19 protein-coding genes are annotated in these 14,175 nt (G+C 48.8%); all 19 read right to left on the reverse strand.

The features are described from left to right. Position 1 precedes the first annotated feature (1 nt). A complete protein-coding gene (gene nuoK, locus C7R91_RS07320) occupies positions 2-313 on the reverse strand; it encodes an NADH-quinone oxidoreductase subunit NuoK (RefSeq protein WP_007722089.1) in 312 nt (103 codons plus the stop codon). Beyond that, the gene (locus tag C7R91_RS07325; RefSeq protein WP_047069800.1) at positions 310-819 is read right to left on the reverse strand and encodes an NADH-quinone oxidoreductase subunit J; all 510 of its coding nucleotides are present in this window, start codon (positions 817-819) and stop codon (positions 310-312) included. The genes nuoK and C7R91_RS07325 overlap by 4 nt, the downstream gene beginning before the upstream one ends. Before the next feature lies 1 nt (position 820). Then, positions 821-1,234, reverse strand: a complete 414-nt coding sequence (nuoI, locus tag C7R91_RS07330) for an NADH-quinone oxidoreductase subunit NuoI (protein ID WP_007722093.1) — start codon at positions 1,232-1,234, stop codon at positions 821-823. Between the two features lie 135 nt (positions 1,235-1,369). Next, positions 1,370-2,380, reverse strand: a complete 1,011-nt coding sequence (nuoH, locus tag C7R91_RS07335; RefSeq protein ID WP_174769354.1) for an NADH-quinone oxidoreductase subunit NuoH — start codon at positions 2,378-2,380, stop codon at positions 1,370-1,372. Further along, positions 2,377-3,525 carry an NADH-quinone oxidoreductase subunit D gene (locus tag C7R91_RS07340; RefSeq protein ID WP_047069802.1) on the reverse strand — a complete coding sequence of 383 codons (1,149 nt, stop codon included), beginning with the start codon at positions 3,523-3,525 and terminating at the stop codon, positions 2,377-2,379. Before C7R91_RS07340 ends, nuoH begins: the two co-directional genes overlap by 4 nt. 3 nt (positions 3,526-3,528) lie before the next feature. Further along, positions 3,529-4,716, reverse strand: coding sequence for an NADH-quinone oxidoreductase subunit C (locus C7R91_RS07345; protein WP_047069803.1), 1,188 nt, complete (start codon positions 4,714-4,716; stop codon positions 3,529-3,531). Next, positions 4,713-5,231, reverse strand: coding sequence for a NuoB/complex I 20 kDa subunit family protein (locus C7R91_RS07350; RefSeq protein WP_007725455.1), 519 nt, complete (start codon positions 5,229-5,231; stop codon positions 4,713-4,715). Before C7R91_RS07350 ends, C7R91_RS07345 begins: the two co-directional genes overlap by 4 nt. Then, the gene (locus C7R91_RS07355) at positions 5,222-5,593 is read right to left on the reverse strand and encodes an NADH-quinone oxidoreductase subunit A (protein WP_047069804.1); all 372 of its coding nucleotides are present in this window, start codon (positions 5,591-5,593) and stop codon (positions 5,222-5,224) included. Before C7R91_RS07355 ends, C7R91_RS07350 begins: the two co-directional genes overlap by 10 nt. 342 nt (positions 5,594-5,935) lie before the next feature. Further along, positions 5,936-6,676: a DUF6042 family protein gene (locus C7R91_RS07360; protein ID WP_047069805.1), complete on the reverse strand. Its 741-nt coding sequence runs from the start codon at positions 6,674-6,676 to the stop codon at positions 5,936-5,938. Between the two features lie 221 nt (positions 6,677-6,897). Beyond that, positions 6,898-7,296: a F0F1 ATP synthase subunit epsilon gene (locus C7R91_RS07365; protein WP_047069806.1), complete on the reverse strand. Its 399-nt coding sequence runs from the start codon at positions 7,294-7,296 to the stop codon at positions 6,898-6,900. A gap of 27 nt (positions 7,297-7,323) precedes the next feature. Then, a complete protein-coding gene (gene atpD / locus C7R91_RS07370) occupies positions 7,324-8,733 on the reverse strand; it encodes a F0F1 ATP synthase subunit beta (protein WP_047069807.1) in 1,410 nt (469 codons plus the stop codon). A gap of 48 nt (positions 8,734-8,781) precedes the next feature. Then, on the reverse strand, positions 8,782-9,645 hold the full coding sequence (gene atpG, locus C7R91_RS07375; RefSeq protein ID WP_047069808.1) for an ATP synthase F1 subunit gamma: 864 nt from the start codon (positions 9,643-9,645) through the stop codon (positions 8,782-8,784). Positions 9,646-9,719: 74 nt separating this feature from the next. Continuing rightward, entirely contained in the window at positions 9,720-11,231 is a 1,512-nt protein-coding gene (gene atpA / locus C7R91_RS07380) for a F0F1 ATP synthase subunit alpha (RefSeq protein ID WP_047069809.1), read from the reverse strand. Between the two features lie 43 nt (positions 11,232-11,274). Continuing rightward, positions 11,275-11,802, reverse strand: coding sequence for a F0F1 ATP synthase subunit delta (locus tag C7R91_RS07385; protein WP_047069810.1), 528 nt, complete (start codon positions 11,800-11,802; stop codon positions 11,275-11,277). Beyond that, positions 11,799-12,302: a F0F1 ATP synthase subunit B gene (gene atpF / locus C7R91_RS07390; protein ID WP_047069811.1), complete on the reverse strand. Its 504-nt coding sequence runs from the start codon at positions 12,300-12,302 to the stop codon at positions 11,799-11,801. The genes C7R91_RS07385 and atpF overlap by 4 nt, the downstream gene beginning before the upstream one ends. A gap of 114 nt (positions 12,303-12,416) precedes the next feature. Then, positions 12,417-12,638 (reverse strand): F0F1 ATP synthase subunit C, encoded by a 222-nt coding sequence (gene atpE, locus C7R91_RS07395; protein ID WP_015893623.1) that lies wholly within the window; start codon positions 12,636-12,638, stop codon positions 12,417-12,419. Positions 12,639-12,694: 56 nt separating this feature from the next. Beyond that, a complete protein-coding gene (gene atpB, locus C7R91_RS07400) occupies positions 12,695-13,510 on the reverse strand; it encodes a F0F1 ATP synthase subunit A (protein ID WP_047069812.1) in 816 nt (271 codons plus the stop codon). A 67-nt stretch (positions 13,511-13,577) separates the two neighbouring features. Further along, positions 13,578-13,946 carry an ATP synthase subunit I gene (locus C7R91_RS07405; protein ID WP_047069813.1) on the reverse strand — a complete coding sequence of 123 codons (369 nt, stop codon included), beginning with the start codon at positions 13,944-13,946 and terminating at the stop codon, positions 13,578-13,580. An 11-nt stretch (positions 13,947-13,957) separates the two neighbouring features. Next, a complete protein-coding gene (locus tag C7R91_RS07410) occupies positions 13,958-14,167 on the reverse strand; it encodes an AtpZ/AtpI family protein (protein ID WP_083995069.1) in 210 nt (69 codons plus the stop codon). Between the last annotated feature and the right edge of the window lie 8 nt (positions 14,168-14,175).

The raw sequence follows: 14,175 nt of genomic DNA on the forward strand, positions 1-14,175 counted from the left end.
CTTATCGTTTCATTTGGTCCATTTCATCTACATTCACGGTCTCCTTGTTGCGGTACAGCGCAATCAGAATCGCTAACCCTACGGCAACCTCGGCAGCTGCAACCGTCATCGTGAACAAGGTAAAGATTTGTCCCGTCACAGATGGATACAGTCCGAATTTGGAAAAGGCGACCAGGTTAATATTTACAGCATTCAGCATCAGCTCGATTGATAACAAGACGACGACTGCATTTCGTTTCGTCAATGCACCGTACAGGCCTACACAAAAGAGAATCAGAGCGACCATTAAGTAGGAGGAAATGCTTACTGTCATTCGTTATCCCCCTCCTTTTTCGCCATGATGATCGCACCGACCAATGCGACCAACAATAGAACAGACAATAGCTCAAATGGTATGACGAATTTGGTGAATACTTCGATACCGATTTCTTTTGCATTGTCTACAGGAGCATCTGCAGGTGGCGGTGGCGCAGGCCATGGTGTATTTTGCACACCCCAGAACAATAATCCGAACAGAACGATTACGAAGAGCAGGATAAAACGGTTTTTCCATGTCCGACCCGTTCCCTCATCGTTCGCATCGTGCTTGGTCAGCATGATTCCGAAGAGCATCAGAATGGAGATAGCTCCTGAATAAACCAAAATTTGTGCGACCCCGACGAACTCTGCTCCCAGCAAAACAAACAGACCTGCAATGCTGATAAACGTAACGCCCAATGAGATGACCATGTGAACGACGCGCGTAAAGCTGATCATAAACACCGCGCCACCGATCGTCAGAAGGGACAGGATAAAAAAGGCAACGAATTCGCCTGTCATACTAATTCTCCTCCCTGACGTTCGTATTGTTGTCGTCGAGCCATTTCAAGTTTTTATACAATTCGTCCCGGCTATAGGCAGCCAGTTCGAAGTTGTTTGTCATCACAATTGCTTCAGTAGGACAAACCTCTGTACACAGATCGCATAAAATGCACAACTCAAAATTGATATCGTACGTATCGATAATCTTTCCCTTTTTCTCCGGATCAGGATGGGGCTTCCCTGTCAGTTGAATACACTCCGTCGGACAAATGCGTGCGCATTGGTTGCAGACGATGCATTTTTCAGGAGAAAAGTGCTGAATACCGCGAAAGCGAGGCGGCATTGGAAAGGGCACATCCGGATAGAAGTGGGTTACTTTTTTCTCCGTGAGCTTTTTAAATGTATACCCCAGGCCTTTGGCCAGTCCTAGCATGTGTGTCACCCCTCAGAATTTGAGAACTTGGCTGCACCACGTTTTTGACGAAAGCAAGCTTTTGACGAAGCAAGCCTATGGCGAAGCCTGCGCTATGAAAACAGTGGGACGTAGTCGTTTTCGATCAAGTCGCTACTAGAACATGCCATTTTGGTAAGAAACCACTACGGCTGTGAGCAGGATGTTGAACAATGCCACGGGCAACAGCACTTTCCAAGCAAACGACATCAGTTGATCGACACGTAAGCGCGGCATCGTGGCGCGAATCCAAAACTGGAGGAAGACGTAAAGTGAAAATTTAAGGATAAACCAAACGATTCCCGGAATGAAGTCCAGCGATGGATGAATCGGCAACCATCCACCCAAAAAGAGAATCGTGATCAAGGCACCCATCCCGAACATGTACACATACTCCGCCAGCATGAACATCGCAAAACGGAAACCGGAGTACTCGACGTGGTAACCGCCAACGAGCTCCGACTCTGCTTCTGGCAAGTCAAACGGTGTACGATTCAGCTCGGCCTGGGCAGCAATGATAAATACAGCAAATCCGATAAACTGCGGAACAATATTCCAGACATCCTGCTGCGCCTTGACAATATCCTCGAGATTCATGCTTCCAGTCAATAGAACGATCCCCACCACGGACATGACCAGCGGCACTTCATAGCTGATCATCTGCGCAGCGGAGCGGAGACCCCCGATCAGCGAGTACTTGTTATTCGACGCCCAGCCAGCCGTGATCACGCCTAATACGGTGATCCCAGACAAGGCGATATAGTACAACAGCCCTATTCCCAGATCAGCGAACTGAATGCTCTCCGAAAAAGGCATGACCGCCAATACGGCAAAAGCAGGGGCATAGGCCAAAATTGGTGCTAGGGTGAACAACGCTTTGTCAGCATGTTGTGGACGAACATCTTCCTTCAATAACAGCTTGGCAACATCCGCAACCGTCTGGAGAAGTCCCAATGGACCTACTCGATTCGGTCCGATACGCAGCTGCATCCACCCAATCACTTTACGCTCAAAGTAAATGGCATACGTAACGAATCCCAACACGACTGCAAGCAGTAAAACTGCCGCTATGATAAACCAAAGCGTGGTCCCCCATGAGGGGGCTTGCTGCAAGAGAGTATTCATCAACAGTCAACCTCCCCGAGCACGATGTCGATACTGCCCAGGATGGCAACCATGTTCGCGAGGTTTTCCCCCTGCAACAGCTTAGGCAGAATTTGCAGATTGGTAAACGAAGGCCGTCTGAACTTCAATCTCCACGGTTTATCCTTGCCTTGACTGGCTATGTAACAGCCAATTTCCCCCCGCGGTGACTCGATGCGCACATATGCCTCCCCAGCAGGTGGGCGAATCACACGTGGTACTTTTCCCATGACTTCGCCTTCACTCGGAAATTGCTCCAATGCCTGCTCTAGAATTCGCAGAGACTGTTCAATTTCAGCCATGCGCAGATGATAGCGCGCCATGCAATCTCCCTCTGTTGCTGTCGGCACATCAAATTCAAAACGATCGTATATGCAATACGGTTCGTCCTTGCGCAGGTCCCACTTGACACCTGTCGAGCGGAGCATGACGCCTGATAGCGAGTAATCTAATGCCGTTTTTGTATCGAACTTGCCAATCCCTCTGAGACGGTTGATGAAAATCTCATTCCCTGTCACCAGCTGGTGGTAGTTATTCAATTCTTTCTTCATGTACTGGACAAATTCTTTGGCTTTGTCAATCCAGCCTGGAGGTGCATCCCATTTCACTCCGCCTACGCGCATGTAGTTAAAGGTCATCCGCGCCCCACATAGCTCATTAAACAAATCCAGGATCGTCTCCCGATCACGGAATGCATACAGGAAGGGTCCCATCGCACCAATGTCCAAGAGATACGTTCCCCACCAAACCAAATGGCTCGCCACCCGGTTCAGTTCCATCGCGATCAATCGCAGAAACTGAGCACGCTCTGGAATCTCCAACCCCATCATCGTCTCTACTGCGTGACAGAGAACGTAGTTGTTGGTCATGGCGGACACGTAGTCCATACGGTCTGTATAGGGAATAATTTGCGTATAGGTCAAGTTTTCTGCCAGCTTCTCCGTACCTCGATGCAGGTAGCCCATCACCGGAATCGCTTCTTTAATGGTTTCTCCATCGATTTTAACTACCAAGCGAAATACCCCGTGTGTACTTGGATGCTGTGGACCTACGTTTAATAACATCTCTTCCGTACGAAGTCCTGTTTCAGAAGAGGTATCAACATGAGTCGTGAGGATGTTATGGTTCATCTGCTAAACCTCCTCGTCGTATTGCACATAATCTTTGCGCAGCGGATACCCTACCCAATCATCCGGCAACAGGATTCGACGTAAATCCTTATGTCCCGGGAAATGAATACCCAAAAGGTCAAAAGTCTCTCTTTCATTCCAATTTGCGCCATGCCAGAGGTCCATTACAGAAGCAACCTTTGACTCTTCTCTGCTCGTTTTGACCTTTACTGCCAAGCTTTGGCGATTTTTGTAGGAATAAAAGTGGTAGTATACCTCCAGGCGATCCTCATAATCGACACCGTGAAGATCAGACAGGTACTCAAAACTCAATTGCTCGTCATCTCTTAAAAATTGGGCAACTTGATGCCAACGTTCGTTTTGAATGGTGAGGGTCGGAACTTCCTTTGAAAGCTCGTTAATATAAGAGGCCTCGATGACCTCCTGTCCAAATGCTTCGGAAATTCGTGACACGTATTTATCAAGATAGGGCTGGTTTTTGGAAGGTGCTTTTGGCGCTTCCTCTGCCGGGGTCTCATCCCCAGTCGCTTGCGCTGCTTTTGCCTTCGCTGCTGCTGCGGCGGCTGCTTTGGCTTTTGCGGCAGCTGCTGCCTTTGCCTTGGCGTCGTCATCACCGGATTCATCGCCGCCTGCTTCACGTGCAGCTTTTGCCTTTGCAGCGGCTGCGGCGGCAGCCTTGGCTTTTGCGGCGGCAGCGGCCTTTGCCTTGGCATCCGCATCTGAAGCTGAATTGGCTCCATTTTCTGCGGCTTCTTTTGCTTCCTTCGCTGCTTTTGCCTTGGCTAGTGCTTCTGCGGCAGCTGCTTTCTTGGCTGCGGCTTTTTCCTCAGGTGTCATTTCCGACACAGGCTTTGCTGATGTAGCAACTGCTTCTGATTGTTGTTCGGCAACTGGGGCTTCCGCTTCCGCAGCTTCTTTTGCTTCCTTCGCTGCTTTTGCCTTGGCAATCGCTTCGGCCGCTGCTGCTTTCTTGGCTGCGGCTTTTTCCTCAGGTGTCATTTCCGACACAGGCTTTGCCTCCGGAGCAGAGGCTTTCTCTTGTGGCTCTTGAGATGCCTCCACGGGACTCGCCTCTTGGGAAACCTGCGCTTCCTGTTCTCTTAATTTTCGCAAAGCTTCTGCCTTGGCACGGGCTTCAGCCGCTGCCGCTGCCTTTTCCTCCGGCGTCGGTTTGCGTTTCTCGTCGCTCATAGATTGGTCACCTGCTTCCCAGTCTTCGCTTCGTAACGGATTTTTTCTTGAAGCTTATTGATTCCGTAGATCAAAGCGGCAGGGTTAGGCGGACAACCCGGAATATATACGTCGACAGGCACAATCTGGTCTACACCTTTTACCACGCTGTATGAGCGCACGTACGGACCTCCCGCTGTCGCACAGGAGCCCATGGCAATCACCCACTTTGGTTCAGGCATTTGATCATACAGCCTGCGCAGCAGTGGTGCCATCTTTTTCGTGACGGTTCCGGCTACGATCATGACATCAGATTGTCTCGGGGATGCTCGAAAAATAACGCCAAACCGGTCGAGGTCATAACGCGCCCCACCCGTTCCCATCATCTCGATTGCGCAACAGGCCAAGCCAAAGGTTAATGGCCATAACGAGTTGCTACGAACCCATCCCTTCACTGTTTCCAATGTCGTGAACATGACGTTGCGATTCAATTCCTCTTGCAATTCAGGCGCAATGCTTGTCAGGTCTAGTTCCATTCCAGCACCTTCTTTCTCCACGCGTAAATCAATCCTATGATGAGCAAGGATATAAAGATGACCATCTCGACTAAAGCAAAGAGCCCTAGTTCTTTGTAAGCGACGGCCCACGGATACAGAAAGAGTGTTTCTACATCAAAGATGACAAACATGAGAGCAAAGATGTAATACTTCACGTTGAAACGCACCCAACTGTCACCAACAGGGATGTTACCGCTTTCATAAGTAGTTTGCTTCTCCCGTGTCGGTTTCTTTGGACGAAGTAATGGACCAACAAAACTGACTGTAGCTACGGGCAACAGCACACCAAGAATCAAAAAGATCGCGACAATCACATAATTGTTGGTATAGATGTCACTCACCCACGTTCCCTCCGCTCTTGAGAAAGGTATGAATCGTCTTGCGCTGTCCTCCAGAAGAAGTCGAGACTCCCTCAAAAGGGTACTGCTCGCAGCATCAAAGGTGTAGGTATGAACGCTGTCGCTTATCGATACTGCTAGGGGTTGTTCAAAAGTCGTCTTTTGAACCAGTGCTGCTAGAAAAAAATACCTTTATCATTATAGCAAATTGCCAATAGGGTGTCTAACGAAAGCCTCCCTTTTATCCCATATAAAGGGAAAAAACTCAGAGATTTCTCCCTGAGTTTTTCCAGCATAGTATGATAACCAAACGAATATGCCCGTCTGGCTCCCTTATTCTCTTAATTATTGAACGTTGTTTGAAAATTGCTGTCCGAGGAAGTCCTCGTAAATACGCTCCCATACAATCGTGAAGTTCATCTTCTCGTCTTCTGGGATTTCCAGCATATTTTCAATCGCATCTTCCATATATGGAGTCAGCTTGATCAGAACCTCTGCCAGCATCTGGTCATTGGTGTTCAGCAATTGCTTCATTTCTGCTTTGGACATGCTAAACGTATTTTCTTCATGCTCGTGCAGCTTCATTACGAGGCGGCTAAACATCGGATGAACCAATGCTTCCAGTTTAATATGAGCCAACGCAAGAGCTTCTTCTTCTCTCAGCTTGAACAACTCAGATGCATCTGGGAATGGATATACCGGTACATCCCAAGCATCTCCATTATCGATTACCAGACCCCACTTCACGAAAAGCTCAATCGCTTCGTCAAGAGATGTCGGATACGCATAATCGGAACGGCCCATAAACGCTTTGAATCTGTTCAAAAGGTTTACATAGCCTTTAAAATCCTCTTCAGACTTAAACCTTTCTTGAACAGGCTCGGTGAATGTGTCTTTCAATGCATCGAACTCGTCCAGAGCTTTTCTCATCTCTTCTTTGGACTCATGCTTCGTTACTACATAGCACATTGCTTGGAAAAGAACATTCATTTCATGAGATAGCACGCTTGTCCAGCCATTAGCCGCATAGCTGCTAGGAATCACTACGCCATCTTGATTGTGGCGGATATCGCGAATGGTTTGCATCAATTACACTCTCCTTTAATCCCAATAGCCAATGCCGCTTTTTCCCGCTATTTTTCATGCTAACGTAGCTCGTCGGCAGGGCATTAGGTCTATTATACACAGAAACATTAGGCAATTACCAACTGGAAATATCATACCCGAATTCCATGACTTATCATTCATTCCCCTATAACCGAAAAATCCCCGCAGCCACATGGGCGCGGGGATAGCAAGCTTACGCTTTACTTCGCTACGTCGATACGTGCCATTGCACGTTGCAGCGCGCGTTCTGCACGCTTGACGTCGAGCTCGGCATATTTCTCAGCCAAACGCTTTTCAGCACGCTCTTTCGCTGCCTTCGCGCGTTCAACATCGATGTCTCCCGGCAATTCAGCCGTTTCAGCAAGGATGGTCACTTTATCGCCGCGCACTTCCATGAAGCCGCCGCTTACAGCCATCTTTACTTCTTTATCGCCTTCTGTCTTAATCCGAACTGGCGCTGTTTTCAGCGGGGTTACCAACGGCATGTGGTTCGGCATAATACCGATTTCCCCTTGCAAGCCGCGAGCAATCACCATTTCAGCCTGACCGCTGTAGACAACCCGTTCAGGAGTTACGACTTCAACTGTCATCTTACTCACTTACTCGTCTCCCCTTTCCAGGGTGTCTTACGCCATTTTCTTCGCTTTTTCTACCGCTTCTTCAATTGTACCTACGTACAGGAACGCGCCCTCTGGCAGGTGGTCATGCTTACCTTCGAGGATTTCCTTGAAGCTGCGAACGGTTTCTTTCAATGGCACGTATTGGCCTGGGTTACCAGTGAACTGCTCGGCAACGTGGAAGGACTGAGACAAGAAACGTTGAATGCGGCGTGCGCGTCCAACTACTTGCTTGTCGTCGTCGCTCAGCTCGTCCATACCGAGAATCGCGATGATATCTTGCAGTTCTTTGTAACGTTGCAGGATTTTTTGAACGCCACGAGCCACGTCATAGTGTTCTTGACCAACTACATCAGGAGCCAGAGCACGGGAAGTGGATGCGAGTGGGTCTACCGCAGGGAAGATACCCAACTCAGCGATGGAACGCTCCAGGTTCGTTGTAGCGTCCAAGTGAGCAAACGTAGTAGCAGGAGCCGGGTCAGTGTAGTCATCCGCTGGTACGTAGATCGCTTGAATAGACGTTACGGAACCTTTTTTCGTGGAGGTAATACGCTCTTGCAGCTGACCCATTTCGGTAGCCAGTGTTGGCTGGTAACCTACCGCAGATGGCATACGGCCCAAGAGAGCAGAAACTTCCGAACCCGCTTGAGTAAAGCGGAAGATGTTATCAACAAAGAGAAGAACGTCGCGGCCTTCTTCATCACGGAAGTATTCCGCCATAGTCAGACCAGTCAAAGCTACACGAAGACGTGCACCAGGCGGTTCGTTCATCTGACCGAATACCATCGCGGTTTTCGGCAGAACGCCTGCGTCTTTCATCTCGTGGTACAGGTCGTTACCTTCACGGGTACGCTCACCTACACCTGCGAATACGGAAATACCACCGTGCTCTTGCGCGATGTTGTTGATCAGCTCTTGAATAGTAACGGTTTTACCTACACCCGCACCACCAAACAGACCGATCTTACCACCCTTGATGTACGGAGCCAAGAGGTCAATAACTTTGATACCTGTTTCCAGGATCTCAACAGTTGTTGCTTGGTCTACGAACTCAGGAGCTTTACGGTGAATTGGGTCACGACGATCTACTTGACCGAGTTCTTGCAGGTCGATCGGCTCACCCAATACGTTGAATACGCGTCCGAGGGTTACTGCACCCACTGGAACGGAGATAGCTGCACCGGTATCAACTGCTTCCATACCACGAACCAAACCGTCAGTGGAAGACATTGCAACGGTACGAACCAAGTTATCGCCCAAATGAGTAGCAACCTCAACAGTCAAGTCGATGTCACGCTCACCAGCGCTTTGTGCTTTATGTTGAATCTTGATCGCATTGTAAATGGCAGGCAGGTGTCCGCGGTCGAACTCGACGTCAACAACCGGACCCATTACCTGAACCACGCGTCCATTCGCCATCTTACTTCTTCCCTCCTGTAAAGCTAAATTGGGAGCTATTCGCTGCCACTAAGCCTGTGCGTTTGCACCTGCAACGATCTCGGAAATCTCTTGTGTAATGGCAGCCTGACGAGCACGGTTGTAGCTCAACGTTAAACGGTTGATCATATCCGTAGCATTGTCTGTCGCGTTGCCCATTGCAGTCATACGGGAACCTTCTTCGGAAGCTTTTGCTTCGAGAAGTGCACTGTAAACCAGTGTTTCCGCATATTTCGGCAACAGGTCCGCCAATACTTCTTCCGAGGACGGCTCATACTCGTAATTCATTGTGCGTGCATTGTTGCTCTCGGGAGCTTCCAATGGCAGCAATTGTTTTACGGTAGGTATTTGCGAAATTGCACTTTGGAACTTGTTGTAGCACAGGTACAGTTCGTCAATCTGCTCATTCTCGAACATTTGGACTGCTGCACCGGCAATTTTCTTGATATCAGCAAAGGCTGGGCTGACTGGCAGACCTGTTACTTCCTCCAAAAGCGGGTAGTTCCGTTTGCTGAAGAAGTCACGACCTTTGCGGCCAATCACAAAAATACCGTATTCATCCTTGGACTTGTGCTTCTCGTTGATGGTATTTACCACTTTACGGAGAATGTTGGCATTGTAACCCCCAGCAAGTCCACGGTCGGAAGTGATGACAATATAACCAGTCTTTTTCACCGGACGATTTTGCAACATTGGATGTTTGGAACCAGAGGTCCCACTCGCGATGCTTGCGATCACTTCTTGGATCTTGTCAGCATACGGGCGTGCCGCCTCAGCTTTATCCTGGTTACGGCGAAGCTTTGCAGCTGCCACCATTTTCATCGCTTTCGTGATTTGGCGCATATCTTTTTTACTTTTGATACTGCGTCGAATCTCACGTATTCCTTTAGCCACTCGTTTTCACCACCTTGAGGACGCATGCACGGGCAAATCGCCCGGCATGCATCTGATGTCTATCAGGTTAACGATTAGCGAGTTACCGAAAAGCCTTTTTTGAACTCTTCGATCGCTGCGTTGAATTCTTTTTCATCTGGAAGGTCTTTCGTTGTGCGGATGTGCTCCAACAGTTGCGGTTTGTTGGAATCCAAGAAAGACAACAGCTCTTTCTCAAAGCGGCGCACTTCTGCTACTGGAATGTCATCCAGGTAACCTCTTGTAGCGCTATAAATAGAAGCAACTTGCTTCTCAACAGGCATTGGATCGAACTGACCTTGTTTCATGATTTCCATCAAGCGCTCACCACGAGTCAGACGAGCTTGGGTCGCTTTGTCCAGATCAGAACCGAACTGAGCAAACGCAGCCAACTCACGGTATTGAGCCAACTCGAGCTTGAGTGGACCTGCTACCTTTTTCATCGCCTTGATTTGCGCGGAACCACCTACACGGGATACGGAAAGACCGGTGTTAACCGCTGGACGTTGACCTGCGTTGAACAAGTCTGTCTCCAAGAAGATCTGACCGTCCGTGATGGAGATCACGTTGGTTGGAATGTATGCGGAAATGTCACCCGCTTGGGTTTCGATGAATGGCAGAGCCGTAATAGAACCAGCGCCCAGATCATCAGACAGTTTCGCAGCGCGCTCCAGCAAGCGGGAGTGCAAGTAGAATACGTCACCAGGATATGCTTCGCGACCTGGAGGACGACGGAGCAAGAGGGACATTTCGCGGTATGCAGCAGCCTGTTTGGACAGGTCATCGTATACGCACAGAACGTGTCCGCCTTTGTACATGAAGTACTCACCCATTGTTACACCTGTATATGGAGCCAGGTACAACATAGGAGCTGGGTCAGACGCAGTAGCAGAAACGATGATTGTGTAATCCAGAGCCCCTGCTTTACGCAGAGTTTCTACGATGTTTGCAACGGTGGATTGCTTTTGACCGATTGCAACGTAGATACAAATCATGTCTTTACCTTTTTGGTTGATGATCGTGTCGAGCGCCACTGCTGTTTTACCAGTTTGGCGGTCACCAATGATCAACTCACGCTGTCCACGACCAACTGGGATCATCGCGTCAATCGCTTTGATACCTGTTTGGAGTGGCTCGTGTACGGATTTACGTGCCATAACGCCAGGAGCTGGGCTCTCGATTGGACGGAAACCGTCATTTGCGATAGGGCCTTGACCATCGATTGGTTGACCCAGTGGGTTAACAACGCGGCCGAGCAGCGCTTCCCCTACTGGAACTTCCATAACGCGGCCGGTACGTTTTACAGTATCGCCTTCCTTAATGTCGCGGAAAGGTCCCATAATAACGACACCCACGTTATCTTCTTCCAAGTTGAGTACCATACCCATTACGCCATTTTGGAACTCGAGAAGCTCCCCTTGCATGGCCTTTTCCAAACCGTGAACACGAGCAATACCGTCACCTACTTGGATGACTGTGCCTACATCCACAACTTCGATTTCAGATTTAAAGTTAGCGATCCGCTCTTTAATGAGGGAGCTAATCTCTTCTGGTCTGATTGCACTCACTTAATTCACCCCATTCATCCAACTTCTTAAAAGCCATCGAACTTTACGCTTTTTGCGCAAAGGTTTCCAACTTCGTTTTCAGGCTGCCATCGTACAGACGGTCGCCAATTTTGATAATAACGCCGCCGAGAATCGCTGGATCTACGACTGCTGTCATACGCAGCTTTTTATTCAGCGTTTGACCGAACTTCTCAGCCAGCTCATTTTGCTCTTCAGTAGAAAGCGGCTTTGCACTTGTCACAATCGCATCTGCAAATCCACGAGCTTCGTTCGCCAATTGTACAAAAGAACGGTAGATATCAACCAGATCAACTTCGCGTCCGTTCTCAATCAGGACGTTCAGAAAATTAAAGGTTTCTTCCCCTACATGGCTTTTGAACAATTCGTCAGCGAGCTTAGCTTTCGCATCTGCTGCGATGTGCGGGTGCAGCATGATCTTTTTCAGATCTTCATTGCCTTCAACCGCTTCCACGATCGCACCCAGGTCAGCTTCTACCTGATCAATCTTGCTACGTTCACTCGCTACTTCAAAGAGGGCACGAGCATAACGTTTACCTACTGCGCTACTCATAGGCGATCTCCCACTTGTGCGAGAAATTTGTCAACAGTAGATTTTTGAGCTGCTTCGTCCAGTTCTTTCTCGATGATCTTGGAAGCCAAGAGCACGGACAGGCTGGTCATTTGCTCACGCAGTTCGAGTTTTGCTTTTTCCACTTCACGTGCCAGTTCAGCGCTTGCTTCCGCTTTCATACGCTCGGATGCAGCTTGTGCTTCTGTCACGATTTTGGTTGCTTCATCAGACGCTTGCTTTGTAGCGCGGTCAATGATTGCTTTCGATTCTGCACGCGCTTCATCCAGCACGCGACGTTGCTCAGCCAGAAGAGCTTCCGCTTCAGTGCGGTTCTTCTCAGCCGAGGAGATTTGACTTTCGATATGCTGACGACGTTTTTCCATGATCCCTACGATCGGGCCCATAGCCAATTTACGAACAAGCAGCAACAACAACAAGAACACAATTGCCTGGGTTAACAGCGTTCCCCATTCCAGGGATACCGCTCCAAAGTCGAGCATTCGTTTCACTCCTTCCTGCGAAAAGAAAGATGTATCATCAAGGTTATTAATTGTCTTTGTCAAAAATATAGGCGGGTATCAAGTGCCCGCCTATTGTTACTAAATGCTCGCTGATTACAGGCGACCGAAGAGAATGAAACCGATCGCTACAGCGATGATCGGAACTGCCTCTACCAGACCAAGACCCAGGAACATGAGACCCATCAAGCTACCACGTGCTTCTGGTTGACGAGCTACGCCTTCAATTGTACGAGAGATTACCAAAGAGTTACCAATCGCTGCGCCAAGAGCAGCCAGACCAAATACGATACCAATTGCAAGAGCCAAACCTTCCATTGTTTAAAAACCTCCTTAGTGTTTAAAAGCGAAGATAAAATCGGGTAAGCACAAAATTAGTGATCTTCATTCACCTGCTGTGACAGGTAAACCATCGCCAGCGTTGTGAAAATGAATGCCTGTACGGAACCGACGAACACTGAGTAGCCCAGCCACAGGAACAGCGGAATGCTTCCGAAGATCCCTACACCAAGCAGGAAGGCAATCAAAACCTCACCCGCAAAGATGTTACCGAATAGACGCAAAGGCAGCGTCAACGGCTTGATGATGAACTCCTCCAGAATGTGAATCGGGTTCAGGAACGTATGTTTCAACCATCCGCCGAAGCTCTTCTTGATGCCCAGATAGTGAGCGTAGAGAAGAACGATGAACGCCAGAGCGAAAGTTACGCTAGGAGTCGCTGTTGGCGATTTCCACCAGCCAATGACAACGCCATGCGAGGATGGATCGGTAGAGTTCAGCTCTTCTTCAAGCTTGGCCATCTTTTGTTGCTTCATTTGTTCATTCGTGGAAGCCGTCAACATGTCTTTAACCTTTTCACTTACTTGATGGTCAGGACCGTTGTGGTGAGCCGTGTTTACGTTAAATACGAGACCCAGTTGGTTTCCAAGGAAAATGTAAAGGAACAAAGTGAGTGCCAGCGAGACAAAGCCCGCAGCCTTCTTCGGTGTGATGTAGCTTTTTGTAATGCCGGTAACGAAGTCCACAATCCATTCCATCACGTTTTGCGCGCCGCTTGGAGTTGCGGAGGTCAGGTTGCGGGTCATCCCGATACACAGCAAAAGCACCACCAGAGAGGTAACCAAAATCATGAGAATAGTGGAGATGTCAAATACCATGCCCAACCATTCAAACCGCAGAGAATAATGCATGTATTTCACCCCTTTCTTCCGCGCGAGTCTATTGCTTACGTACGTCTAAAGAAAAAATATCTACTATCTATTTAAAGGAGCGATACACAAATAGGAAACTGAGAATCTGAAAGAGGAATAAACCTATCAACACGCCACCGATTCCAAACAAATGAGGAAACCGCATTGTCAAAAAAACTGCAAAGCCTGCCACAGCCAGTCGCTGCAACATTCCAGTCCCTTTTGGCCGGACATTTGGATCAACAGCCATCTGACCAATGCGCCAGGTTTTGCTGAATAGGACCGTGCCATTTACCAAACTGCAAACCATCCCAAGCAGGAGGCTTTGTAAAAAGAAACGATACGATGGCAACACCGCCCAGAGTATCGAGGCCGTTGCCATACAGAAAAAGGCATAGCGAAACGTGGATCGCATTGCCGAAGAAAACGTTTGCATGTTCCATCTCCCTAGAGGTAACCGCGAACGATGCGGTAGACGCTGTACACGCCTATTCCTAATCCCGCGAGCAGTCCAACCATCAAAAAAAGCGGATTGGTTGAGAAAAAGCCATCCAGGTATTTTCCCAGAAGGACTCCCGAAATCACGCAAACGGCCATATCGACACCGATCAGGGTGACCAACGTGATCGCTCGCCACGGATTATCCAATTTCGACACAGAGTAAC

The organism is Brevibacillus formosus (assembly GCF_003013405.1).
Taxonomy (GTDB): Bacteria; Bacillota; Bacilli; order Brevibacillales; family Brevibacillaceae; genus Brevibacillus; species Brevibacillus formosus.